Source organism: Lentzea sp. NPDC051213, from assembly GCF_044455585.1.
Taxonomy (GTDB): domain Bacteria; phylum Actinomycetota; class Actinomycetes; order Mycobacteriales; family Pseudonocardiaceae; genus Lentzea.
The window spans coordinates 878,266-900,819 of the sequence record NZ_JBITEX010000002.1 but is presented as its reverse complement, the minus strand read 5'-3'; the positions used below and the strand labels follow the sequence as shown (position 1 = coordinate 900,819).

The 22,554-nt window shown below is 69.6% G+C and carries 23 protein-coding genes; 10 read left to right on the top strand and 13 right to left on the bottom strand.

Features of this window, described 5'->3' with window-relative positions:
• Window position 1 precedes the first annotated feature (1 nt).
• Together ACIA8G_RS10945 and pcaH are read right to left on the bottom strand one after the other, a co-directional pair.
• The gene (locus tag ACIA8G_RS10945) at window positions 2–496 is read right to left on the bottom strand and encodes a protocatechuate 3,4-dioxygenase subunit alpha (protein ID WP_396418176.1); all 495 of its coding nucleotides are present in this window, start codon (window positions 494–496) and stop codon (window positions 2–4) included.
• Complete coding sequence (pcaH, locus tag ACIA8G_RS10940) at window positions 489–1,226, bottom strand: protocatechuate 3,4-dioxygenase subunit beta (RefSeq protein ID WP_396418175.1); 738 nt, start codon at window positions 1,224–1,226, stop codon at window positions 489–491. The genes ACIA8G_RS10945 and pcaH overlap by 8 nt, the downstream gene beginning before the upstream one ends.
• 72 nt (window positions 1,227–1,298) lie before the next feature.
• Here pcaH and ACIA8G_RS10935 point away from each other — a divergent pair, with 72 nt between their 5' ends.
• From ACIA8G_RS10935 to ACIA8G_RS10920, 4 genes are all read left to right on the top strand, one after another.
• The gene (locus ACIA8G_RS10935; protein ID WP_396418174.1) at window positions 1,299–2,072 is read left to right on the top strand and encodes an IclR family transcriptional regulator; all 774 of its coding nucleotides are present in this window, start codon (window positions 1,299–1,301) and stop codon (window positions 2,070–2,072) included.
• A gap of 51 nt (window positions 2,073–2,123) precedes the next feature.
• The gene (locus tag ACIA8G_RS10930) at window positions 2,124–2,507 is read left to right on the top strand and encodes an SCO5389 family protein (protein ID WP_396418173.1); all 384 of its coding nucleotides are present in this window, start codon (window positions 2,124–2,126) and stop codon (window positions 2,505–2,507) included.
• Between the two features lie 36 nt (window positions 2,508–2,543).
• On the top strand, window positions 2,544–3,116 hold the full coding sequence (locus ACIA8G_RS10925) for a TetR/AcrR family transcriptional regulator (RefSeq protein WP_396418172.1): 573 nt from the start codon (window positions 2,544–2,546) through the stop codon (window positions 3,114–3,116).
• Window positions 3,117–3,210: 94 nt separating this feature from the next.
• Window positions 3,211–4,023 carry an alpha/beta fold hydrolase gene (locus ACIA8G_RS10920; RefSeq protein WP_396418171.1) on the top strand — a complete coding sequence of 271 codons (813 nt, stop codon included), beginning with the start codon at window positions 3,211–3,213 and terminating at the stop codon, window positions 4,021–4,023.
• A 4-nt stretch (window positions 4,024–4,027) separates the two neighbouring features.
• On the opposite strand, the gene ACIA8G_RS10915 is transcribed toward ACIA8G_RS10920, so the two are convergent.
• Window positions 4,028–4,870, bottom strand: a complete 843-nt coding sequence (locus ACIA8G_RS10915) for a cellulose binding domain-containing protein (protein WP_396418170.1) — start codon at window positions 4,868–4,870, stop codon at window positions 4,028–4,030.
• Between the two features lie 65 nt (window positions 4,871–4,935).
• Window positions 4,936–5,337, bottom strand: coding sequence for a pyridoxamine 5'-phosphate oxidase family protein (locus ACIA8G_RS10910; protein WP_396418169.1), 402 nt, complete (start codon window positions 5,335–5,337; stop codon window positions 4,936–4,938).
• A gap of 254 nt (window positions 5,338–5,591) precedes the next feature.
• On the opposite strand from ACIA8G_RS10910, the gene ACIA8G_RS10905 reads away from it, so the two are divergent.
• Window positions 5,592–5,969 carry a ribonuclease domain-containing protein gene (locus ACIA8G_RS10905; RefSeq protein WP_396418168.1) on the top strand — a complete coding sequence of 126 codons (378 nt, stop codon included), beginning with the start codon at window positions 5,592–5,594 and terminating at the stop codon, window positions 5,967–5,969.
• A gap of 4 nt (window positions 5,970–5,973) precedes the next feature.
• Here ACIA8G_RS10905 and ACIA8G_RS10900 read toward each other — a convergent pair whose 3' ends face one another.
• A complete protein-coding gene (locus ACIA8G_RS10900; protein ID WP_396418689.1) occupies window positions 5,974–7,110 on the bottom strand; it encodes a PucR family transcriptional regulator in 1,137 nt (378 codons plus the stop codon).
• A gap of 176 nt (window positions 7,111–7,286) precedes the next feature.
• Between ACIA8G_RS10900 and ACIA8G_RS10895 the strand changes: the two genes are divergently transcribed.
• Entirely contained in the window at window positions 7,287–9,059 is a 1,773-nt protein-coding gene (locus ACIA8G_RS10895; RefSeq protein ID WP_396418167.1) for an FAD-binding dehydrogenase, read from the top strand.
• Here the strand turns inward: ACIA8G_RS10895 and ACIA8G_RS10890 are convergent.
• Genes ACIA8G_RS10890 through ACIA8G_RS10865 form a run of 6 tightly spaced genes read right to left on the bottom strand, consistent with a single transcriptional unit; the run spans window position 9,056 to window position 15,560 of the window.
• Complete coding sequence (locus ACIA8G_RS10890) at window positions 9,056–10,774, bottom strand: FAD-dependent monooxygenase (RefSeq protein ID WP_396418166.1); 1,719 nt, start codon at window positions 10,772–10,774, stop codon at window positions 9,056–9,058. The two genes, ACIA8G_RS10895 and ACIA8G_RS10890, sit on opposite strands and share 4 nt — an antisense overlap.
• Window positions 10,771–11,682 (bottom strand): amidohydrolase family protein, encoded by a 912-nt coding sequence (locus ACIA8G_RS10885; protein ID WP_396418165.1) that lies wholly within the window; start codon window positions 11,680–11,682, stop codon window positions 10,771–10,773. The genes ACIA8G_RS10890 and ACIA8G_RS10885 overlap by 4 nt, the downstream gene beginning before the upstream one ends.
• Complete coding sequence (locus ACIA8G_RS10880) at window positions 11,679–12,011, bottom strand: DoxX family protein (protein WP_396418164.1); 333 nt, start codon at window positions 12,009–12,011, stop codon at window positions 11,679–11,681. Before ACIA8G_RS10880 ends, ACIA8G_RS10885 begins: the two co-directional genes overlap by 4 nt.
• A complete protein-coding gene (locus ACIA8G_RS10875; protein WP_396418163.1) occupies window positions 12,008–13,579 on the bottom strand; it encodes an AMP-binding protein in 1,572 nt (523 codons plus the stop codon). The genes ACIA8G_RS10880 and ACIA8G_RS10875 overlap by 4 nt, the downstream gene beginning before the upstream one ends.
• Window positions 13,576–14,454: a fumarylacetoacetate hydrolase family protein gene (locus ACIA8G_RS10870; protein ID WP_396418162.1), complete on the bottom strand. Its 879-nt coding sequence runs from the start codon at window positions 14,452–14,454 to the stop codon at window positions 13,576–13,578. Before ACIA8G_RS10870 ends, ACIA8G_RS10875 begins: the two co-directional genes overlap by 4 nt.
• Window positions 14,451–15,560, bottom strand: a complete 1,110-nt coding sequence (locus ACIA8G_RS10865; protein ID WP_396418161.1) for a VOC family protein — start codon at window positions 15,558–15,560, stop codon at window positions 14,451–14,453. Before ACIA8G_RS10865 ends, ACIA8G_RS10870 begins: the two co-directional genes overlap by 4 nt.
• Window positions 15,561–15,659: 99 nt before the next feature.
• Here ACIA8G_RS10865 and ACIA8G_RS10860 point away from each other — a divergent pair, with 99 nt between their 5' ends.
• The gene (locus ACIA8G_RS10860; RefSeq protein WP_396418160.1) at window positions 15,660–16,292 is read left to right on the top strand and encodes a TetR/AcrR family transcriptional regulator; all 633 of its coding nucleotides are present in this window, start codon (window positions 15,660–15,662) and stop codon (window positions 16,290–16,292) included.
• A 221-nt stretch (window positions 16,293–16,513) separates the two neighbouring features.
• Here ACIA8G_RS10860 and ACIA8G_RS10855 read toward each other — a convergent pair whose 3' ends face one another.
• Entirely contained in the window at window positions 16,514–17,011 is a 498-nt protein-coding gene (locus tag ACIA8G_RS10855) for an AAA family ATPase (protein WP_396418159.1), read from the bottom strand.
• Window positions 17,012–17,014: 3 nt separating this feature from the next.
• Complete coding sequence (locus ACIA8G_RS10850) at window positions 17,015–18,949, bottom strand: potassium transporter Kup (protein ID WP_396418158.1); 1,935 nt, start codon at window positions 18,947–18,949, stop codon at window positions 17,015–17,017.
• 212 nt (window positions 18,950–19,161) lie between these two features.
• Here ACIA8G_RS10850 and ACIA8G_RS10845 point away from each other — a divergent pair, with 212 nt between their 5' ends.
• The 3 genes from ACIA8G_RS10845 to ACIA8G_RS10835 are packed head-to-tail and all read left to right on the top strand — an operon-like array spanning window position 19,162 to window position 22,469.
• Entirely contained in the window at window positions 19,162–19,443 is a 282-nt protein-coding gene (locus tag ACIA8G_RS10845; RefSeq protein ID WP_396418157.1) for a metal-sensitive transcriptional regulator, read from the top strand.
• Window positions 19,444–19,459: 16 nt separating this feature from the next.
• Entirely contained in the window at window positions 19,460–20,287 is an 828-nt protein-coding gene (locus ACIA8G_RS10840) for a hypothetical protein (RefSeq protein ID WP_396418156.1), read from the top strand.
• The gene (locus ACIA8G_RS10835; RefSeq protein WP_396418155.1) at window positions 20,277–22,469 is read left to right on the top strand and encodes a heavy metal translocating P-type ATPase; all 2,193 of its coding nucleotides are present in this window, start codon (window positions 20,277–20,279) and stop codon (window positions 22,467–22,469) included. The genes ACIA8G_RS10840 and ACIA8G_RS10835 overlap by 11 nt, the downstream gene beginning before the upstream one ends.
• The last annotated feature ends 85 nt before the right edge of the window (window positions 22,470–22,554 follow it).

Below are 22,554 nucleotides of genomic sequence, written 5' to 3'. Positions count from 1 at the left end.
GTCAGGTCCTCGGGAACTGGAGGAACACCGTCTCGGACGGCCCCTGCAGGTGGATGTCGAAGCGCAGCCGGCCGTCCGGTTCGCGGGTGGCCACCAGACCGTCCACGGCGCCGTCGGCCTCCGGCAGGTAGATGCGCGTGAACAGCCGGTCGAGCAGGCCGCGCGCGAACACCGTGACCGCGAAGAACGGCAGGCCCGGCTCGACCGTGCTGAACCAGTAGCGCCCGGCGCGGTCGGTGCACGAGCGTCCCCAGCCGGTGAAGGCCGCGCCGCCCCGCCGCAACGACCCGCCGACCACCGGCACGACACCGGACGGGTCGGCCTGGCGGATCTCGATCATCGCGTCCGGCACCGCTTCGCCCGCGCCGTCGTAGACGTATCCGTGCAGCACAACGGATCCGGCCGCACCGAACGGCACCAGCTCGCAGTCGCCCGGATAGGCCATCGCGTGGTGGAAGAACGGGCCGACGGTCTGCCCCGGAGTGGTGTCAGTCATCGGACGGCTCCAGGTAGGTCGCGTGGCTGCCGGTCAGCACGATGTCCCAGCGGTATCCGAGCAACCATTCGTGCTCGGACAGCGAGTGGTCGTAGCTGGCGATCAACCGGGACAGCGCGGCCGGGTCGCTGATCGACTGGGCGATCGGGTCCAGGGCCATCAGCTGGTCGCCGGGGAAGTACATCTGGGTGATCAGGCGCTGGGTGAAGTCCGTGCCGAACAACGAGAAGTGGATGTGCGCGGGCCGCCAGGCGTTCTGGTGGTTGCGCCACGGGTAGGGGCCCGGCTTGATCGACGTGAACGAGTACCAGCCGTCGTTGTCGGTCAGGCAGCGGCCGACGCCGGTGAAGTTCGGGTCGAGCGGGGCCGGGTGCTGGTCGCCCTGGTGCGTGTAGCGGCCCGCCGCGTTGGCCTGCCAGAGCTCCACGAGCTGGTTGCGCACCGGCCGGCCGTCGCCGTCGGTCACGCGGCCGCGCACGCGGATGCGTTCGCCGATCGGCTCGCCGCCGCGCTGCACGGTCAGGTCGGCCTCGACCTCGGCGACGTCGGAGTGGCCGAAGACCGGGGCGAGCAGCTCGGCGCCCTCCGGGTCGACGCGCTGGAGCTCCTTGGTCGGGTGGCGCAGCAACGAGCTGCGGTACGGCGGGAAGTCCAGCAGCGGCGCACCCACCGGTTTGTCGGCCTGGATCTTCGCGATCTCGTCGCTGATCTCTTGCTGGCTGGTCGTCACGTGATCAGACGCTAGGGAGGCGGACCCGGCGACGTCGACGGTAGCCTTCCACTGAGTGGAAGGTTGAACCCGATGGCTGGTAATACTTCGGTTCCGGGCGCCACGGTGGTGGCGCGCACCGTCGCCTTGCTGACGGCGTTCGACGAGCAGCACCCGAGGCTCACGCTCACCGAACTCAGCCAGCGCGCCGACCTGCCGCTCACGACCGCATACCGCCTGGTCACCGAGCTCACCAAGGCGGGAGCGCTGGCCCGCACCCCGACCGGTTACGTCGTCGGGCAACGACTCTGGCAGCTCGGCACCCTCGCACCCGTGCAGACCGACCTGACCAGGCTCGCGTCCCCGTTCCTGCACGACTTCTACGCGGGCACCCTCGCCACGGTGCACATGGCGGTCCGCGACGGCCTGAAGGTGCTCTACCTCGACCGCATCTCCGGCCAGCGTTCGGTGCCGGTGGTGAGCGAGATCGGCACCCGCCTGCCGCTGCACCCGACGGGCGTCGGCAAGGTGCTGCTGGCGCACGCACCCGAAGCGGTGCAACGAAAAGCGCTCTCACAACTCGAGCGGGTCACGGCGTACACGATCACCCAGCCCGCCCAGCTGAAGGCGCAGCTCGACCGCGTCCTCGTGGACGGCTACGCCACCACGTACGAGGAGATGACGCTGGGCGCGTGCAGCGTGGCCGTGCCGATCCTGCGCGGCGGCACCGAGGTCGTGGCGGCCCTCGGCATCGTGGTGCCGTCCCTCAAACGGGACAAGGCGCGCCTGATCTCCGCGCTCCAGGTCGCGGCGCACGGCATCGGCCGGAGCTTGACCCGATCCGGTGACATCACTGGCAGGAGATAATGAAAACCAGTACCAGTTAGAGCGTTGTCTCCGACCGAAAGGTGTCAACGCATGTCGCTCAACGTCCCAGCCGCCCTCCTCGACCGCGCCGAGCAGGGCCCGGTCTCCGACGCCGAGTTCGTGGCCTGCGTCCGCGACTCACTGCCCTACGCCTGGCAGGTGGTCAGCGGCGTGGTCGCGGACCTCGACGGCGACTTCGCCGACCACGAGGTCCCGCCGCCCAGCGAGACCGAACGCGGCCAGCTGCTGCGGGCATTCGCGTCCGACGCCATCCGCGGCGGACTGGAGCGGCACTTCGGCGTGAAGCTGGCGTTCCAGAACTGCCACCGGGTCGCCGCGTTCCGGCCGGCGGCGGTCGACAGCGACCGGTACCGCGCCTTCGTGTCGCCGCGTGGCCAGCTGCTCAACCAGAGCCCGGAGCTGCGGAACTGCTGAGTTGACGCAGCCGAGACGACCGCTCATATTGGACCTATGCCAAGGCCCAGTGTGCGGGAGCAGATCGTCGACGCCGCGTTCGAGCAGTTCCACCGGCACGGCTACAACGCGTGCGGCGTCAAGCTCATCACCGACAGCGCCGGCGTGCCGAAGGGGTCGTTCTACAACCACTTCGACAGCAAGGAAGCGCTCGCCCTCGTCGTGATGGACCGCTACGGCGAGACGCGTCATCTCGACGAGCTCGCCAACACGAAGGTCGCCCCGCTGACCCGGCTGCGCAACCACTTCGAGGCACTCGCGAAGGACATCGTCGAGTACGGCTACGAACGTGGCTGCGTGTACGGGAACTTCAGCAACGAGGCCGCCGACCACATCCCCGCCATCCGCGAGGGCGTGGCGGCGGCCTTCGACTTCTGGGCGGAGGCCGTGGAGAAAGCGATCCGCGAGGCCCAGGCCGACCGCTCGCTGACCTCCACCCAGGACCCGGAGACCCTGAGCCGGTTCCTGATCAACGCGTGGGAAGGCGCCATCGTCGGCGAGCGCGCGGCCAAGTCCGGCGAGTCCTTCGCGGCGTTCTTCACGCTCGCGTTCGAGGTGGTCCTGCGCTGAGATCCCGCACTGAGATCCTGCACTGAATCGGTCAATATGACCGGTCGTCTCATACCTCTTGACCACTTCCAAGACGACCGGTCATATTGGTTTCATGAGCGAGATCCAGCCCCGTTTCCGCACCATCGACGGCCTCTCCATCCGGTACGCCGAGAGCGCGCCCGGCAAGCCCGACGCGTTGCTGCTCAGCCCGTGGCCCGAGAGCCTGTACGCCTACGACGCGACCTGGTCGCAGCTGGCCGAGCACGCCCACCTGGTGGCGGTCGACCTGCCCGGCTTCGGTCACTCCGAGCTCCGCGAGGAGCTGCTGTCCCCCAGCGCGATGGGCGGGTTCATCGTGCGCATCGCCGACGAGTTCGGCCTGACGAATCCGCACGTCGTCGGCCCGGACATCGGCACCAGCGCGTCCCTGTTCGCCGCCGCGGCCCACCCGGACCGGTTCCGCAGCATCGTGATCGGCAGCGGCGGGTCGTCGGTGCCGGTCAACCTGGGCAGCCCGCTGCACGAGTGGGTGCACGACGAGGACCTCGCGCCGTACCGGGTGTTGGGCCCCAAGGACATCGTGAACGTCGCGATGCGCGGCATCCAGGGCTACGAGCTGCCCGACGTGGTGAGGCAGGACTACCTCGCCGCCTACCAGGGGCAGCGGTTCGTCGAGCAGATGGCCTACGTCCGCGCCTACCCGGCCGAACTGCCGGTGCTGAGCGAGCTGCTGAAGGACATCACCACGCCGGTCCAGTTGATCGCCGGCAAGCTCGACGCCTTCGTGCCGGTGGCCAACGCCGAGTACCTGCACGAGCGGCTGCCGAACAGCAGGCTCGACGTGGTCGACGTCGGCCACTTCACCTGGGAAGAGGACGCGGACTCCTTCGCCCGCATCGTCACCGAGTGGTGGCGGGCGAACTGAGCGCCTACTCGGTCCTGCAGGCCGCGCCGTTCAGGGTGAACGAGGACGGCGCGGCGGTGGTGCCGCGAGCCGAGCCGTTGAAGCCGAGCGACACAGAGCCATCGGGCACGATCAGCGCGGTGTAGCCGGCGTTGGTGACGGTCACGTCCGCACCGTTCTGCGAGTGCGTCGCGTTCCACATCTGCGTCACCGTCTCGCCGTTCCCGAACCTCCAGCGCAACGTCCAGCCGTCGATCAGCACGCCGCTGACGTTGCGCACGACCACGTCGGCCTGGAACGCGCCGGGCCACTGGCTGGTGACCCGGTAGCCGACCGCGCACGGCGGCGGAGGCGGTGCCGGCGTGGACGCGGGCTTGCTGGTGCTGGTCACGGGAGGTGCGGGAGTGCTGGTCGCGGTCGGGCAGTCCTGCGCCCACAGTCCGCGTTTCGCCTGCGACGCCTCGGTTTCGGCCTCGGTCAACGGGCCGCCGTCGACGCCCTCGGTGCGCAGCACGCCGTTGCGGACCGCCAGCAACGCGAAGTCGGTGCCGTCCGCGAGCATCAGGACGATCTCGCCGGGGGTGATGCTGCTGACCCGCACTTCCTTGTCCAGCAACGTCTTCGAGGCGAAGTCGAGCGCCGCGGCGGCCGCGCAGGAGCTCGGCGCGGCGACCAGCGAGATGCGGGCTTTCGTGCCGTCCGCCAGCTCGACGGTGCGGCCGTCGAGCACTGCCCGCACCTTCGTCGCCGGCTCCCGTTCGACCGGCGTGGACACCCGCAGCGGCGGCGAGGGCGTCGCCGCGCGCTCGCTCGTGCACGCGGTCGCGAGAAGGGTCAACAGCACCAACAAGTGCTTCCGTGCTGCCATTGGACGACCGTATCGCCGGTGGCAGTGTATGCAATCGACCGTTCGGAGTTGATCAACTCCAGCGTTCAGAGGCTGTAGTCGGTGGAATACCACCGATTCGGCCGCATCCGCAGCGTCACGTTCGGGGAGCCCTCGATCGAGGCCAGGAACTCGGACGGGTCGTCGAGGTAGCGGCTCGCCATCCGCTCCAGCTCCTCCTGAGTCGACGGCGCCACCGCCACGACCGGCCCGGACACGCTGACGTACCGGTAGGGCGGCGTCTCCACCTGCACCGCGAGGCTGAACTCGCCGGCGGCGTCGAGCAGCTTGCCCTTGAGCGACTCCGGCGCGGTCTGCACGACGACCTCACCACCGGGCGTGTAGTCGTACCAGACCGGCACGGCCAGCGGCGGGCCTTCCTGCCGGGCGATCGCGATCACGCCCACGTGCTGCTCCGACAGGAACTTCTCGCGTTGCTCCGTGCTCATCGTCGGCATCGTCTCTCCTCGTCGTCCGGCAACGGGATCAACCTGATCCCGATCAAGGACATTCCCTGGGCGGTCCAAGACGGGCCACGGCGCCGCGCCGTGTGCGAGCGTGGGGAGGCCACAGTCATCGTTGACCGGCAGGTCGCCTGCCGTTCACCGGCCCGTGGTGATCAACGGAAAGGATCACGACGTTCCCCTTCCCCTGCCGATGGAGGTTTCCCGTGCACACCCTGCAACCGCACTGGACTCGTCGCATGCTCGCAGCTCTGGCCATCGTCGCGTCCGTGTTCGGCGTGACGACGGTCGTCGCACCCGCGGCCGATGCCACTGTCTACAACTCCTGCACGCAGTTCCGCTGTACCGCGGCCCGTGACGCCAGGTCGATCTGGGCGTCGAAGGGCTACCCGGCCACGCGCGGCTGGAACAGCTGGCCGAACGGCCAGTGCAACTTCGCGGGCGGCACCTTCCAGAACCGCGAGGGCCAGCTGCCTGCCGGCCACCGCTACCAGGAGTTCGACGTCTACCCGCGTGCCTGCAACGCTTCCCGGGACGCGTACCGGATCGTGGTGGACCGCACCGCCAACACGGCGTACTTCTCGCCGGACCACTACGTCAACTTCTACCGGCTCTAAAGGCTCACCCGGCGCTGCGGTCGATCCACGACCGCAGCGCCCACCAGGTGTGCAAGGTGGTCAGCACGTGCGAGCGCCGCGCGTCCGGTGTCTCGCCGAGGTCGACGTCGGTCAGCTCCACCAGCCGGTCCAGCCGGTACCGCACGGTGTTCGTGTGGATGTGCAACGCCGAGGCCGTCGCGCTGAGCCGGCCGCCGTTGTCCAGGTAGCACAACGCCGTCGCGACCATCTCGTGGTGGAACGTGCTCTTCGCTTCGAGCTGGCCCAGCAGCGAGTCGGCCAGGGTCGCGGCCAGTGCCGGGAACGCCGCGAGAGCGGTCTCACCGGCGAGGTCGGTGAGCAGCCGCACGCCCAGCGCACCGCCGGACGACGCGACCGTCAGCGCCTGCGCACACAGTGAATACATGGTGCGCAACGACTTCAGCGCCGTCGCGGGCGACACCACGAGCAGGTCGTCCGACCAGGACGGCGGCAGGTGCGTCAGCCCGGCCAGCCGCCCCTCCACCAGCCCGTACACGCCGCCGAACGGATGCAGCCGCTGTTCCAGCGTCCGCGCGTGGCTCGGATCGGTCACCCCGGAGACGACGCAGTGGTAGCGGCCGTCGGGACGCAGGCCCGCGCGGGTCAGCTCCGCGGCGTCCGGGAAGTCGCCTGACACCAGCAACCTGCGCAGCACCTGGGCGTTGAGATCGCGGGCCGTGCGCGAGAGCTGCACCTCGGCGGTGTGATAGCCGCTGATGATGTGCCGTTCGACCGCGCCGACGTAGTGGTCCAGGTCGATCATGAAGTCGAGGATCGTGCCGTCGTCGACTCCCAGCGACCGCGCCAGTTCCACGCTCGCCCGGATCAGCTCGGTGCGGCCCGCGTGGACACCGCGCAGCAGTCCCGCCATGGACACGCCCTGTGCGGCACGGTCGGCGCCCAGCGCGAGCGCGGCGGAGAAGTCGCCGTCGTCGGGCGTACCGCCGCGTTCGAGGTGGGAAATGCCTTCGCTGAGCAGGAACGCGATGTGTCTGCGGTTCTCCTCCGCCGGCAGCCGCGCGACCTCCGGCGAGTTGCCGCGCGCGGCCTCGACGACCCGCTCGACCACCTTGTCGTCGGCAGCGACGGCTTCGAGCACCTGCCGGACCATCGCGGACATCCGCGGCACAGCGCCTCCTGCCAAACCGGGCCGATTCGGTTGTGTGACGGCCACAACACTGCCGTCTGCGCTTGGTGGCGGGACCCTATCCCCCACTCGGCGGTTCCTGGTTACCTCGTCCTATACGCGAGAGTAATTCGCGTTGGCATCACCTTCAACGAGGAAGGCCCCCTGCGATGTCTGACCGGAACATCACCCGCCGCAACCTCCTGGCCGCGAGCGGCGCCATCGCCGCGACCGCCACGCTGGGGCAGACCCTCGTAGGAGCGGCGCCGAGAGTCGACGCGGACGTCATCGTCATCGGCCACGGACTCGCCGGGCTCGTCGCGACCTCCGAGCTCGCCGCGGCCGGCCGGAAAGTGCTGCTGCTCGACCAGGAACCCGAGGCGAGCCTGGGCGGCCAGGCGTTCTGGTCGCTGGGAGGCCTGTTCTTCATCAACTCCGACGAGCAGCGGACCGCGGGCATCAAGGACTCCCTGGAACTGGCGCGCGCCGACTGGTTCAACACCGCCGGGTTCGACCGCGGCGTCAACGATCCGCTGGGCGAGGACTACTGGGCCGCCAAGTGGGCCGAGGCGTACCTGAACTTCGCCGCCGGCGAGAAGCGCTCGTGGCTGCACGGCCTGGGTGTGCGGTGGGTGCCGATCGTCGGCTGGGCGGAGCGCGGCGGGCAGCTCGCCGACGGGCCCGGTAACTCGGTGCCGCGCTTCCACATGACGCTGGGCACCGGGCCGGGCGTCATGGAGCCGTTCGAGAAGAAGGTCCGCGACGGGGTCCGCGACGGCAAGGTCACCTTCAAGTTCCGGCACCAGGTCGACGGCCTCATCGTCAGCAACGGCGCCGTCACGGGTGTGCGCGGCACCGTCCTTGAACCCAGCACCGCCAAGCGCGGCACGCCCAGCTCCCGCACCAAGGTCGGCGACTTCGAGCTGTTCGCGCCGATGGTCGTCGTGACGTCGGGCGGCATCGGCGCCAACCACGACCTGGTGCGGCGCAACTGGCCTGCCCGCCTCGGCCCCGCACCGCGGCGGCTGGTCACCGGTGTGCCCGCGCACGTCGACGGCCGCATGCTCGCGATCAGCGAACTGGCCGGCGCGCGGCTCGTCAACCGCGACCGCATGTGGCACTACACCGAGGGCATGATCAACCACACGCCGATCTGGCCGGATCACGGCATCCGCGTGCTGGCCGCGCCGTCGTCGCTGTGGCTCGACGCGCGCGGACGCCGGTTCCCCAACCCCGGCATCCCGTCGCTGGACACGCTCGGCACCCTGGAGCTGATCGGCAAGTCCGGTTACGACTACTCGTGGTTCGTCCTGAACAAGAAGATCATCGACAAGGAGTTCGTGCTCTCCGGGTCCGAGCAGAACCCGGAGATCACCAGGAAGGACCTCGCCGCCTACATCGCGATGCGGCTGTTCAACAGCACGCCGCCGCCGGTGAAGGCGTTCATGGACAAGGGTGTCGACTTCGTCATCAAGAACAACCTGCCGGACCTCGTGGCGGGGATGAACCAGCTCACCGGCCAGAACCTGATCAACCTCGACGAACTGCGCCGGCAGATCACCATCCGCGACCAGCAGACCGAAAACCCCTTCACCAAGGACATGCAGGTGATGGGGATCCGGAACTCGCTGGCCTACAGCGGGGACAGCCTCGCCCGCACGGCCGGGTTGCACAAACTGCTCGACTCCGGTTCCGGCCCGCTGATCGCGATCAGGATGAACATCCTGACCCGCAAGACGCTGGGCGGCCTGCAGACCGACCTGGCCGGCCGGGTGCTCGGCTCGAACGGCCAACCGATCCAGGGCCTGTACGCGGCGGGCGAGGTCGCCGGGTTCGGTGGCGGCGGCGTGCACGGATATCGCGCGCTGGAAGGCACGTTCCTCGGTGGGTGCCTGTTCTCCGGACGGGCGGCCGGACGAGCGGCCGCCGCCGAGAGCGCCTAGCGGCCCAGGAGCGTCGAGAGGACCTGGTGCAGCTCCGCGCCGGGGTCTGCGGTCGCCCCTGTCGACCGCCAGGCCACGAACCGGTCGGGGCGCACCAGTACGGCGCCCCGGTCAGTGATCCCGCGGTGCCGCACCCACGCCGAACGCGGGTCCAGGTGATCCCCGTCGGCGTGGCCGATCCGGACCGCGTCGACCGGCACGTTCAGGTTCGCGGCGGCCTTCGCCGCCGCCGTGAGCCAGTCGTGGCCCTGCTCGCCCGCGATGAGCAGGAACCGGCCGGGGCGCACGAGGTCCATGAGCGGGACGCCGTCGTCCAGCCAGGCGTGGGGCAACGGGTGTCCCGGTCGCGTTCCCGGTTGGTAGAGCCGGATCGGGTCGGGGTTGTGCGGGGCTTCGGTGCCGTCACCGATCACGGCCGAGGACTCGTAGGTGTAGCCGTACTCGATGTTGTGCTCGTCGAACTCCATCGACTGGCCGGCGACCGCCCTTCTCGCGTCCTCGCTGCGCTCATCCCAGACCTGGCGCAGCGCCTGCCAGTTCTCCTCGGCGGTCTGTTCGGGGCTGATGCCGAGTGAGTGGGTGGTCACGAGGTGGTTGACGGCGTTCTCGACGGACCGCTGCACGTTGCGTGCGGTGGTGGGCTTGCGTTCCGGTTCGTAGGTGTCCAGGAGTTCCTCGCCGGATTGTCCATTGAGGACGGCGGCGAGTTTCCACGCGAGGTTGTGCGCGTCCTGCACGGCCGAGTTCAGGCCGAGGCCGCCGGTGGGCGGGTGGCGGTGCGCGGCGTCGCCGAGCAGGAAGACCCGGCCGTCGCGGAACCTGTCCGCCACCACGCCTTCCAACGTCCAACGCGTGATCATGTGGATCTCGTAGGCGTCGATGCCCAGTGCTTTCCGCATGTCCGACTCGACCGCGGCGTCGTCGAGCGCACGGTCGTCGTCGGCTAGGTAGTTGAGGTGGAAGATCCACTCCTCGGAGTCCGGCCCCCACCTCTCCGGGCCGGCCGGCGCGAGGACGCCGCCGACTCCCAGTTGCGGCAGGCACAGCCAGCGGATCAGCACCTCGGGATCGCGGGCCCACCCGGACAGGTCGGCGCTGAAGTGCACGGTCACCACCCTGGCGACATCGCGGTGGCCTTCCATGGCGACGCCGATCGACGGCCCGACCGTGCGCCCGCCGTCGCAGCCGAGCAGGTACCGGCTGCGGACCTGGTACTCCGCACCGGTGTCCTTGTCCAGGATCGTGGCCGTGACGCCGTCGGAGTCCTGGCTGATCGCGGTCACGTCGTGGTTGAACCGGACGCGGCCGGGTGCGAGTTCCTCCGCGCGTTGCCGGAGCAGGGGTTCCAGGCGGATCTGCGGCAGGTTCGACGGCAGGCACGCGCTGGCCGCCGCCCACGCCGGGTTCCGGCCGCCGGCGCCCCAGCACTCGATCTTGCCGAACTCGCGGCCGAAGTCCGGGTCGTCGCCGCGAAGTCCGGCGTACCAGGCGGAGTGCGACATCTGGTGCGGTGGCGTGCCGCGCTCGTAGACGGCGTCCGCGACACCGAGGTCGCGGAAGATCTCCATCGTGCGCTGGTTGAGGTAGTGCGCCTTGGGCAGCGCGCTCGTGTCCGGGCGCGCGTTCACCAGGAGCGTGTCGACGCCGAGCTGGGACAGCAGCGCCGACACGGTGAGTCCGGCGCCGCCGCCTCCGACGATCAGCACATCCGTCATGACGTTCCTTTCAGGCGCGGGAACAACGCCTCGGAGTTGCCGCGGTCGATCGCGGACCGCAGCGCCGGGTCGAGTGGGTACTGCTCGTACTGGCCGTTGATGAACCCGACCGCGATCGGCGGCGCGAACGGGAAGTCGCTGCCGTAGGTGATGTGCGCGGGGTCGGCGACCTCGAGCAGGCTCGGCAGTGCGGCGGGCGTCGCCGAGAGCGCGATGTCGTAGTAGAACCGCTTGAGCACGCCGAGATCAGGTGGCAGCTGCTGCTTCACCATCGTCAGCAGGACGCGGTAGGCGATGTACGGCACGAACCCACCGGCGTGCGCGAGGATGAACCTGATGTTCTCGTACCGGTTCATCGCGCCGGACAGGATCAGGCTGACCGCGGTGCGCGTGGTGTCGAGCAGGAAGTCCGCGGTGAACGAGGGGATGCCGGGTACCGGTGGCGCCGGGAGCTCGCCGGGGTGGATGAAGACCACGGCGTTGCGTTCGTGCAGGTACTCCAGCAACGGCTGGAAAGCCTCGTCGCCGAGGTAGCGGCCCTCGTAGTTGGCCAGCAGCACGATTCCGTCTGCTTTGAGCGTGTCCAGTGCGTACGCGGCCTCCTCGATCGCACTGTCCACATCGGGCATCGGGAGCGTGGCGAAGAAGCCGAACCGGGTGTGCAGGCCGGCGCAGTACTCGTTGATCTCCCTGGCCCACTTGCGGGCCTCGTCGACGTTGCCGAAGTACACGCCGGGCGTGGACAGCGACAGGATGCCGGTCTGGATGCCGTGACCGTCCATGAACTCCAGGGCGGCGGATTCCGACCAATCGGGGACCTCGATGCCGCCGGGGCGGATGTCCTTGTCGCGCAACCACTGCGCGTACTGGGGCGGGATCAGGTGCTGGTGCGTGTCGATGCGGTTCACAGAGCCACCAAGTATCCGATGACGAGCAGCGCGCACACGACGGCCGGTGCGAGCTGTTGGGGTTTGTCCTTGTTGCGTACGTGCGTGATCACGGCGCCGGCCAGCAGAAGCAGCAGGCCGGCTCCGGCGAGGCCGCCGAGGAGTGGGTGGGCGAGGCCGAGCAGGACGCCCGCCGCACCGGCCAGTTCGAGTGCGCCGATGCCGCGATAGGCGTTGACTGAGAACCCGGCGTGCGTGGCCAGCTCACGCATCTGGGGCAGGGCAAGGACCTTCGCCACCCCGAGCAGGACGAAGACGAGAGCGACCAGGATGGCTAGCGTGACGGTCATTTGATCCTCCAGGCAACGGCGTACTCGTCCAGAACGCGCTTCGCGTCCTCTTCAGCCAGCACGACGATCGCGCCGTCCTCGACCACCACGTCCACGTCGAGTTCCGCGAACGCCCGGCGCGTCGCGTCGGCCCTCAACTCCAGCTTCGAGGGCTTGCCGATCGCGGTCAGTGGCAACGCGTCGAGCACCACGACCTCCTTGGGCGCGGCCACCCGTTCGGGCACCCGCTCCCCCGCCCACGCGAGCAGTTCGTCCGGGGTGGCTTCGACGCCGAGCGTCACGTAGGCGACCGGCACCTCGCCCGCGTGCGGGTCCGGACGGCCGACCGCGCTGGCCGCCGTGACGGCGGGGTGGCTGAGCAGCGCGTCCTCGATGACCGCGGGGTCGATGTTGTGGCCGCCGCGCAGGATGAGGTCCTTGGCGCGCCCCGAAAGCCGGATGAACCCGTCGTCGTCGACCGCGGCAAGATCGCCGGTGTCGAGCCACTCTCCTGGCTCGTCCAGTCCGCCAGGACTCTTCACGTAGCCCGCGAACACGGTCGGTCCGCTGATGGCCAGCACGCCGTCCCGCACCTTCACCTGCTGGTACGGCAGGCGTTGCCCGACCGAGCCGGGCCTCGGCGTGCCTGGGAAGCTGCGGGCGGTGGCACAGGTGGCCTCGGTCAGGCCGTAGCCCTCGACCAGCGGCACACCGGTGTGCGTCTCGAACGCGTTGCGAACGGCGGGCGGCAGCGGTGCGGCGCCGACCATCGCGAACCGCAGGCTGCTGATGTCCGCGTTCACCGGACACTGCGCCAGCACCGAGTAGACCGTGGGCACCGCGCTCATCGTCGTGATCCGGTAGTGCTCGACGATCCGCCAGAACTCGCCGTACAGCGCGGGTTCGCGGTAGCCGAGCGGACCCGACCACACCACGTGCTGGCCCTTGAACAGCGGCGTCAGCAACGTGACGATGAGCGCGTTCACGTGGAACAACGGCAGGCCCGCGAACAACACGGAGTCCTCGTCCAGCAGCTCGCTCGCGGCGAGCATCCACGCGTTGGCGACCTCGTTGGCGTGGGTGTGCGCGGCCAGCTTCGGGGCTCCGGTGGTGCCGCCGGTGTGGAAGAACGCCGCCAGGTCTTCGCTCCCCGGCAGTTCACCGTCGTATGTGGACGGTGCGTCGCCGCTCAGATCCGGTACGCGGGCCCCAGAACGCGCGAGCAGTTCGCGCACGTGCTCAGGTGACAGGGCCGGGTTGATCGGCATCGCGATGCCGACGAGCTGGGCAGCGAGGATCGCCGGGATCATCTCCGTGCGGTCGGCCGACATCAGCGCGATCGCGTCATCGCGCTGAAAACCTTGGTCGCGCAACAGGTTCGCGTACCGGTGGACCTGGCGGAGCAGCTCGGCGAACGTCCAGGTCACCGGCTCCGGCAGAATCGTGATCGCCCGGCGGTGCGGCCACAGGTCAGCGGCCCGCTTCAGCAACGCGTAGGTGCTCGCGGGCAGGCCGCGGTCGGCCAGTGGAACGACTTCGATCGCCGGGAGGTCGTCGGGGGACGCGTAGCGCGGCCACAACGTGCTCATACCTTCACCACCGTGCGCTGGCGGCCGAGGTCGAGCTTGCCGTCGTCGGTGGCGATCGCGATCTCGACGACGTCGCCGTCCTTCAGGTACTTCGGGTTCTTCGCCTGCGTCTTGAAGAACATCCGCCACTTGGTCGCGGCCGGCAGCAGCGACGCGATCATTTCGACGGGCTTCGGCGGCGCGCTCAACGCCGTCCCGACGGGAGTCCCGGTGAGCACGAGGTCACCCGGATCGAGCCGCTGGAACCGGGTCAGCCCGCGCAACGCCTCCGCCGGCGGGTAGATCATGTCGTCGGCGGTCATGTCCTGGCGCAGTTCGCCGTTGACCCACAACCGCAATCGCAGCTCTGCGAACCGGTCGAACTCTCCGGCGTCGAGCAGCACCAGCACGGGGCCGGTCGGCGTGAACGTCGGGTACGACTTCGACTCGTAGAACTGCGTTTTCGGCAGCTGGAGATCGCGCGCCGACACGTCGTTGGTGATCACCAGCCCGGCGATCTGGTTGTCCTCGCCGATCACCAGGCCGATCTCGGCCTCGTAGTCGAGCAGCCGCACGTGCGGCGGCCGCACGATGTCGTCGTCCGGGCCGCTGATCGAGCCGGACGACTTGCGGAAGAACGTCAGCGGCACGGTCGACGGGTTCATGCCCGCGTCTCGGACGTGCGAGACGTAGTTGGTCATCTGTGCGATGACCCGGCACGGCGCGGTGATCGGCGACAACAGCGTCAACCCGTCTACCGGAACCGGGTCGCCGACGGTCGTCAGCGGGCCGGTCAGCAGTTCTCCCGTGGTGCGGGCGGTCGTGTCGACCTTCCTCGCGCCGTCCGGGGTCGCGACCCACCAGGCGTCGGCGGTGCGCAGGATGGAGGTGCTCATGAGACAGCCGCTTTCAGCATGCCGCGCAGGCGATGCAGGTCGAATTCGTTGTCCTCGCGCAGGCCGTTCGCCACGATGATCAGCTCCGCGGGACGGACGCCGAGGAAGTCCTTGGTGGCGGGCGGTCCCCACTGGGCGAGGCCGGACGCGGTCATCGGCGCCCAGCCGGGTTCGAGCGTGCAGTCGAACAGGTCGCCGTCGCTGAAGTGCTCGACCAGGAAGCCGTCCGGGTCGCGCCAGTAGTCGAACAGCTGGCTGCCCAGGATGTGCCGGCCGATGCCCCACGAGCGCCGATAACCGTGGTCCTGCAGGTACTCCCCGCCCGCGGCGAGCGCGTCGAGGTCGGCGACCTGGTAGGCCGAGTGCACGTACCGGTTCGCCGGGCCGAGGGTGAGCGCCAGCGTGTGGTGGTCGGACGCGGTGCCGCCGCGGTCGCAGCGGATGAAGCTCATGATCGGCCCGCGCTCGCGTTGTCCCGGGTAGAACAGGAAGTCGCTGACGATCAAGCCGAGGTGCCGCAGGTACCAGTCGAGCGTCTCGCGGTACCGGGTGGTCTGGATGACGACGTGCCCGAGCCGCTGCACCCGCGCCGGTTCGCGCTTCGGCCGTTGCAGAGCGTTGACCCGGCTCTCACCGTGGCCGGCGTTGATGGTCAGCGGTGTCTGCGAGGGCAACGCGGGCAGGTCGTGCATCTCCGCCACAACCTTGACCGGCAGCCCGCTCGGGTCGATCAGCGTCGCACCGACCCCGCCGAGGCTGTCCGGGAGCCTGTCGACGCTCACACCAGCGGCGTTGGCGACGCGCAGCACGTCGCGGCCATCGGCGGCGCGGAACGCGGGGCCCAGGAACCGCTCGCGCGGGCCCTTGCGGATCAGCACGCACGGCGCGCCCGGATCCGTGCCCCGCAGGTGCAGCTCGCCGGACGTGCGCAGTGCCGTGACGAACCCGAACGCGGTCGCGAACTCCTCGGCTTTGCGCAGGTCAGGCTTGGTGAACTCGAGCCAGGCCAGGTCGTGCGCCTTGATGATCGGATCGCGGGCCCGGCCGGGGTGCTCACCGGAGAGCGCGCCCTGCTCGCTGTGCAGGCCGGCGTGCGGATCGCTCATCACCACTCCCTTCTGACGAAATCATCAGTTACGAACTCATCGTCAGTCAAGCAGATTCTGAGGATTACGTCAGTTGTGACGTTCGGCTAGTCTGTCCGGGTGACCGAGAACCGCCTGGAGCGCCGCAAGGCCCGCACCCGCGCCGCGCTGGTCCGCGCGGCGCAGGAGTTCATCGCGGACGGAAAGCTCAACGCCCCGATCCTGGAGATCACCCAGAGCGCGGACGTCGGGATGGGCTCGTTCTACAACCACTTCCAGACCAAGGAAGAGCTGTTCCACGCGGCACTGGAGGACGCCCTGGACACGTTCGGCCAGGTGCTCGACAGCCTCACCGGCGACCTCGACGACACCGCGCACGTGTTCGCGCAGAGCTTCCGGCTGACCGGCCGTCTGCACCGGCGCCTGCCGGAGCTCAGCAAGGTGTTGCTGCACAACGGTTTCGAGCTGACCAGGTCAGGCAAGGGCCTAGCCCCGCGCGCGCGGCGCGACATCGAGTCCGCACTCGCCGCCGGTCGTTTCACCGTGGCGGACCCGGAGCTGGCGCTCACCATCGTCGCCGGGTCGGTGCTCGCGCTCGGTCAGCTGCTGCACGCGCAGCCCGACCGTGACGACGCGGCGGCGACCGACCAGATCGCCGAGGACCTGTTGCGGATGCTGGGAGTTCCGGCCGACGAGGCCCGTGACATCAGCCGTCGCGCGCTGCCCTCGGTCGCCGGCTCGGACGTGGCATAGCCCACTCTGCCAAGGGAATCTCCCGGGGTGGCCCGCCGTTGTACAGAACGGTCGGTGCGGTCCGCGTCCCCCGGGCCTCACCTAACTGCCTTCGCGGAGTTCCGTTCGGCTGGAGCCGCGTCGAGCCCCTCGCCGAGAGGCGACCGCCGCGCCGACCCCTTTGCTCGCCTCCGGTCGTGTCCTACTCCCCCGCGGCCACGGCTGGAGGCCGCCTCACTGCGCTAGTGCGGCGAGCACTCGCCGCACCGGTCCGTCCCGGACATGCACCCACGAAACCGTTGCGTGCCAACCGGGAGTGCCGCGCGACCGGCGCTCGACGCGTTCGCGCTGCAGCACTTCCTCGGAGCAGACGCATTCCGCCCCGACGAAGACGCCCCCAAGCCGTCCGGAGAGCTCACGCCAGCGATCGCGCGTCTCACGCCGAGCCCGGTCGCGTCGATCCCGAGCTGGACGTGACGAGCCAGGAACGCGCTCAGGTTCAGCTCTGCCAGCGGAACCGCGTTCTCGTCGGTCAGCACGCCGAACGGCACCAGCACTCCGAGCAGCCAGTCCATCGAGAAGATCGGCGCACGGAGGTGCCGGGCCAGCGACTCCGCGAGCGTGCTCTTGCCGGTGCCCGGAACGCCCGCGACCAGCACGACCTTCGGGCACCCTGCCGCCGGTTCCAGCCGCAGGTACCCCCGATAGGCGCGATCAGCGATCTCCGCTGGGCTCTCCATCACTCACACATCGATGTGCGCGCCCAGCAACACGGTCCGCTGCTTGGGCAGGCCGAAGTGCTCGGCCGCATCCGCCGTGATGTACGACGTGGCGATGAACAGCCGCTTGCGCCACCCCGCCATCGTCGGCGACGTCCCGCGCTGCAGCTCGATCTTCGACAGGAAGTACCGCGCCTGATCGAGGTTCAGCTCGCCCTCGGTCTGCGCGGGGTCGAGCAGGGCGAGCGCGGCCGGCACGTCCGGCGTCTCCATGTACCCGAAGCGCGCGGTCACGTGGACGATGCCGTCGTCGCCGTACCCGAGCTCGTCGACCTCCACCCGCCGGTCGGCCGGCACGCGTGGCACCGGTTCGGTTTCGATGGACACGATCACCACGCGTTCGTGCAGCACTCGGTTGTGCTCGACGTTCGCGCGCATAGCCAACGGCGCGGTTTCCTTGCCTCGGTTGAGGAACACCGCCGTGCCCGGCACGCGGGTGAGCGACTGGCCGCGCACTTCCTCGATGAACGCGTGCAGCGAACCCTCGGCCTCGCGGCGGGCCTTGGTCACGATCGCGCGGCCGCGTTGCCAGGTCGTCATGACCGTGAACGCGGTGAGGCCGATCAGCAGCGGCAGCCACGCGCCGTGCAGCAGCTTGGTCAGGTTCGCCGCGAGGAACAGCAGGTCGACGCCCAGGAGCACGACGCAGCCGAGGCCGATCGCCCACGACGGGGCGCCGAACTTCCATCGTGCGACGAACAGGAACAGCGCCGTGGTGATCGTGATCGTGCCGGTGACGGCCATGCCGAACGCGAAGGCCAGCGCCGCCGACGTGCGGAACGCGAACACCAGGGTGAGCACCGAGACCATCAGCAGCCAGTTGATCCACGGCACGTAGATCTGGCCGATGGTCGACTCCGACGTGTGCGCGATGCGCAGGCGCGGCAGGTAGCCGAGTTGCGCCGCCTGCGAGGCCACCGAGTACGCGCCGGTGATCACCGCCTGCGAGGCGATGACGGTGGCCGCCGTGGCCAGCACGACCATCGGCCAGCGGCCCCATTCCGGTACGAGCAGGAAGAAGGGGCCGCTGATGTTCGCCTGGTCCTCCAGGATCAGCGCGCCCTGGCCCAGGTAGCTGAGCACGCACGCCGGGAACACCAGGAACAGCCAGCCGCGCGCGATCGCCGGACGGCCGAAGTGGCCCATGTCGGCGTACAGCGCCTCGGCGCCGGTGACCGCCAGCACGACCGCGGCCAGTGCGAAGAACGCGATGCCGAAGTGTCCGAACAGGAAGCCGAGCGCGTAGGTCGGCGACAGGGCCTTGAGGATCTCCGGGTGGCTCGCGATCCCGCCGATGCCGACCGCGCCGATCGTCGCGAACCACAGGATCATCACCGGTCCGAACAGCCGTCCGACGACCGCGGTTCCCCTGCGCTGCACCAGGAACAAGCCCACGATGATCACGGCGGTGATCGGCACGACGAACCGCTCCAGCTCCGGCTGGACGACCTTGAGGCCCTCCACGGCGGACAGCACGGAGATGGCCGGCGTGATCATGCTGTCGCCGAAGAACAGGGCGGCACCGAAGATGCCCAGCGCGGCCAGCGTCGCCGCGGCCTTGCGGCCCTGCTTCGCCTTCCACCTGCGCAGCAACGTGACGAGGGCGATGATGCCGCCCTCGCCGTCGTTGTTCACGCGCATCGCCAGCAGCACGTAGGTGATGGTCACGATGATCATGACCGACCAGAAGATCAGCGACACGATCCCGTACACGTTGGCGACGCTGACCGGAACCGGGTGCGGGTCGGCCGGGTTGAACACCGTCTGGATCGTGTAGATCGGGCTGGTGCCGATGTCGCCGAACACGACGCCGAGCGCGCCGACGATCACCGCCAGCCGGACGGTGTCGTGCGCGAGCTTCTGCCGGGACGGGACGTCCGCGGTCTGTTCTTCGGCCACGAGCGACCCCCTTCACGCGTGCTGCCCGCAAGATAGTCGCGACCGGGGGCTGCCGCTGAGCACTTCCGAGTGATCTTTACGCGTTCCTTACGCCGCAGGTCACCGGACTGACGTTTGACATACCCATACCCCCTAGGGGTATAAATGGGGCGTGCCCACCGCTCCCCCGGCGTTACCAGCCGGCCGCGCGGTGGCCGGAGAAGGAGCGAGACATGCACGGCTACGCCGGGAACAAGGACGCCCACCTGCGCCGCCTCCGCCGGATCGAGGGGCAGGTCCGCGGTCTGCAGCGGATGATCGAGAACGACGAGTACTGCATCGACGTGCTCACCCAGATCTCCGCGGCCACCAGGGCGTTGCAGGCGGTCTCACTCGGGTTGCTCGACGAGCACCTGAAGCACTGCGTGAGCCAGGCCATCACCGAGGGCGGCACCACGGCCGACGCGAAGATCGCGGAGGCCAGTGACGCCATCGCCCGCCTGGTTCGCTCCTGAACCGCGAGGAGAAGCGATGAAGACCGGATACAAGATCGTCCTGTACGGCGTGGCGCTCGCCGTCGTCTTCGGCGGCACCTGGGCCGTCGGCGCCATCGCCGGGCCCGCCCCGGAGCCGGTGGAGAAGCCCATGGCGCACAACGAACACCAAGCCGAACCGGTGGGCGTGCCGCCAGGACTGTCCGTTTCGGAGAACGGCTACACGTTGCAGCTGCACGAGAACGAGTCGATCGGCTTCCACATCAGCGGACCGGACGGGAAGCCGGTCACGAAGTTCGCCGTGGAGCACGAGAAGCGGCTGCACCTGATCGTGGTGCGCCGCGACGGTTCCGGCTTCCGGCACGTCCACCCTGAGATGGCGGCGGACGGCATGTGGTCGATACCGCTCACCCTCTCCGAAGCCGGCAGCTACCGGGTGTTCGCCGACTTCAAGCCGGAGAACGGGCCGAAGACGACGCTCGGCGCCGACGTCCAGGTGGCAGGTGACTACCAGCCCAAGCAGTACGCCGGCAGCCGCACGTTCACCGTCGACGGCTACGAGGTGACCCTCGACGGCGAGCTCACCGCGGGCAGTGCGTCGACCGTCACCATCGGCATCTCGAAGGACGGCAAGCCCGTCACCGACCTGCAGAACTACCTGGGCGCGAAGGGACATCTGGTCGCGCTGCGCGCCGCCGACCTCGCATACCTGCACGTGCACCCCGAGGAGAGCGACCAGGTGAAGTTCGCGGTGCAGGTGCCGACGACCGGGACCTACCGGCTGTTCCTGGACTTCCAGCACGAGGGCACGGTCCGCACAGCCGAGTTCACGCTCACCACCGGGGAGGCCGGCCATGGCCACTGACACCAGGAACCTGGAGATCTCGATCGGCGGCATGACCTGCGCCTCCTGCGCCGCCCGGATCGAACGCAAGCTCAACAAGCTCGAAGGCGTCGAGGCGTCGGTCAACTACGCCACGGAGAAGGCCCGCATCAGCTACGCCGGCGACCTCACGCCCGCCGACCTGGTGAAGGTCGTCGAGGACACCGGCTACACCGCCGAACTCCCCGCTCCCCCGGCGCAGACTCCGGAAGCAGACCCGACGGCGACCCTGCGGCAGCGGCTGATCACCGCGACCGTGCTGGCGGTGCCGGTGATCGCGCTCGCGATGATCCCGGCGCTGCAGTTCACCTACTGGCAGTGGCTGTCCCTCGTGCTCGCCGGTCCGGTCGTCACGTACGCGGCGTGGCCGTTCCACAAGGCGGCGTGGACGAACCTCCGGCACGGCGCCGCCACGATGGACACGCTGATCTCCATCGGCGTGGGCGCGGCGTTCCTGTGGTCGCTCTACGCCCTGTTCCTCGGCACCGCCGGAACGCCTGGCATGACGCACGGGTTCACGTTCACCATCGAGCGGATGGCCGGAACCGGCAACATCTACCTCGAGGTCGCCGCGGGCGTCACGACGTTCATCCTCGCCGGCCGGTACTTCGAGGCCAGGTCCAAGCGCCGCGCGGGTGCGGCACTCCAAGCGCTGCTGGAACTCGGCGCGAAGGACGTCGCCGTGCTGCGCGACGGGCGAGAGGTCCGCATCCCGACCGACGAGCTGCGCGTCGGCGACCGGTTCGTGGTGCGGCCGGGCGAGAAGATCGCCACCGACGGCGTCGTCGAGGAGGGCAGCTCAGCTGTCGACGCGAGCATGCTCACCGGCGAGTCCGTGCCGGTCGAGGTGCGGGCGGGCGACCCGGTCGCCGGCGCCACGGTCAACGCGGGCGGGCGGCTCGTCGTGCGGGCCACCCGGATCGGGTCGGACACGCAGCTCGCACAGATGGCGAAGCTGGTCGAGCAGGCGCAGAACGGCAAGGCCGAGGTGCAGCGGCTGGCAGACCGGATCTCCGCGGTGTTCGTGCCCATCGTGATCGCGCTGGCCGTGGGCACACTGGGGTTCTGGCTCGGCACGGGCGGCGGCGCCGGTGCGGCGTTCACCGCGGCGGTGGCGGTGCTGATCATCGCCTGCCCGTGCGCGCTCGGCCTGGCCACCCCGACCGCGCTGCTCGTCGGCACCGGGCGGGGCGCCCAGCTCGGCATCCTGATCAAGGGGCCGGAGGTGCTGGAGTCGACCCGGCGCGTCGACACGGTCGTGCTCGACAAGACCGGGACCGTGACCACCGGGCAGATGAGTCTGGTCAGCGTGCACACCACCGAGGACGAGGACGAGGTCCTGCGGCTGGCCGGTGCGCTCGAGCACGCCTCGGAGCACCCGATCGCGCGGGCCATCGTGGCAGCCGCGGGCGAGGTGCCGGCCGTCGAGGGGTTCCAGAACGTCGAAGGACTCGGCGTCCAGGGCGTGGTCGACGGCCACACGGTGCTCGTCGGCCGCGAACGGCTGCTCACCGACTGGAGCATCCACCTCGACCCGGCACTCACCGAGGCCAAGACCGCGGCCGAACGGCAAGGCCGCACGGCGGTGCTGGTCGCCTGGGACGGCAAGGCCCGCGCCGTCCTGGTCGTGGCGGACACGGTGAAGCCGACGTCACGCGAGGCGATCGAGGGCCTGCGCGCGCTCGGGCTGCGTCCGGTGCTGCTGACCGGTGACAACGAGGCCGCGGCCCGCGCGGTGGCCGCCGAGGTCGGCATCGACGAGGTCATCGCCGAGGTGCTGCCGGCCGACAAGGTCGACGTCGTGAAGCGCCTGCAGGACGAGGGCCGCGTGGTGGCGATGGTCGGCGACGGCGTGAACGACGCGGCCGCGCTCGCCCAGGCCGACCTGGGCCTCGCGATGGGCACCGGGACGGACGTGGCGATCGAGGCGAGCGACCTGACGCTGGTGGGCGGTGACCTGCGGGCCGCCGTGGACGCCATCCGGTTGTCGCGGCGCACGCTCAGCACGATCAAGGGCAACCTGTTCTGGGCGTTCGCCTACAACATCGCCGCCCTGCCGCTCGCCGCGCTCGGCCTGCTCAACCCGATGATCGCGGGCGCCGCGATGGCGTTCTCGTCGGTGTTCGTGGTGAGCAACAGCCTGCGGTTGCGGAGTTTCCGCTGAATCGGCCACCGGCTTACCGGGATTCCACAGCAGGTAGGGCCCTGTGAGAGCGTTCCCGCTCCGATCCGGGCACAGTGCTGGGAAG

Excerpts from the sequence above, each read along its gene's own strand:
- ACIA8G_RS10945 (WP_396418176.1), bottom strand. The coding sequence starts at position 496 with ATGACTGACACCACTCCGGGGCAGACCGTCGGCCCGTTCTTCCACCAC.
- ACIA8G_RS10935 (WP_396418174.1), top strand. The coding sequence starts at position 1,299 with ATGGCTGGTAATACTTCGGTTCCGGGCGCCACGGTGGTGGCGCGCACC.
- ACIA8G_RS10930 (WP_396418173.1), top strand. The coding sequence starts at position 2,124 with ATGTCGCTCAACGTCCCAGCCGCCCTCCTCGACCGCGCCGAGCAGGGC.
- ACIA8G_RS10925 (WP_396418172.1), top strand. The coding sequence starts at position 2,544 with ATGCCAAGGCCCAGTGTGCGGGAGCAGATCGTCGACGCCGCGTTCGAG.
- ACIA8G_RS10920 (WP_396418171.1), top strand. The coding sequence starts at position 3,211 with ATGAGCGAGATCCAGCCCCGTTTCCGCACCATCGACGGCCTCTCCATC.
- ACIA8G_RS10915 (WP_396418170.1), bottom strand. The coding sequence starts at position 4,870 with ATGGCAGCACGGAAGCACTTGTTGGTGCTGTTGACCCTTCTCGCGACC.
- ACIA8G_RS10910 (WP_396418169.1), bottom strand. The coding sequence starts at position 5,337 with ATGAGCACGGAGCAACGCGAGAAGTTCCTGTCGGAGCAGCACGTGGGC.
- ACIA8G_RS10905 (WP_396418168.1), top strand. The coding sequence starts at position 5,592 with ATGCTCGCAGCTCTGGCCATCGTCGCGTCCGTGTTCGGCGTGACGACG.
- ACIA8G_RS10900 (WP_396418689.1), bottom strand. The coding sequence starts at position 7,110 with ATGTCCGCGATGGTCCGGCAGGTGCTCGAAGCCGTCGCTGCCGACGAC.
- ACIA8G_RS10895 (WP_396418167.1), top strand. The coding sequence starts at position 7,287 with ATGTCTGACCGGAACATCACCCGCCGCAACCTCCTGGCCGCGAGCGGC.
- ACIA8G_RS10890 (WP_396418166.1), bottom strand. The coding sequence starts at position 10,774 with ATGACGGATGTGCTGATCGTCGGAGGCGGCGGCGCCGGACTCACCGTG.
- ACIA8G_RS10880 (WP_396418164.1), bottom strand. The coding sequence starts at position 12,011 with ATGACCGTCACGCTAGCCATCCTGGTCGCTCTCGTCTTCGTCCTGCTC.
- ACIA8G_RS10875 (WP_396418163.1), bottom strand. The coding sequence starts at position 13,579 with ATGAGCACGTTGTGGCCGCGCTACGCGTCCCCCGACGACCTCCCGGCG.
- ACIA8G_RS10870 (WP_396418162.1), bottom strand. The coding sequence starts at position 14,454 with ATGAGCACCTCCATCCTGCGCACCGCCGACGCCTGGTGGGTCGCGACC.
- ACIA8G_RS10865 (WP_396418161.1), bottom strand. The coding sequence starts at position 15,560 with ATGAGCGATCCGCACGCCGGCCTGCACAGCGAGCAGGGCGCGCTCTCC.
- ACIA8G_RS10855 (WP_396418159.1), bottom strand. The coding sequence starts at position 17,011 with ATGGAGAGCCCAGCGGAGATCGCTGATCGCGCCTATCGGGGGTACCTG.
- ACIA8G_RS10845 (WP_396418157.1), top strand. The coding sequence starts at position 19,162 with ATGCACGGCTACGCCGGGAACAAGGACGCCCACCTGCGCCGCCTCCGC.
- ACIA8G_RS10840 (WP_396418156.1), top strand. The coding sequence starts at position 19,460 with ATGAAGACCGGATACAAGATCGTCCTGTACGGCGTGGCGCTCGCCGTC.
- ACIA8G_RS10835 (WP_396418155.1), top strand. The coding sequence starts at position 20,277 with ATGGCCACTGACACCAGGAACCTGGAGATCTCGATCGGCGGCATGACC.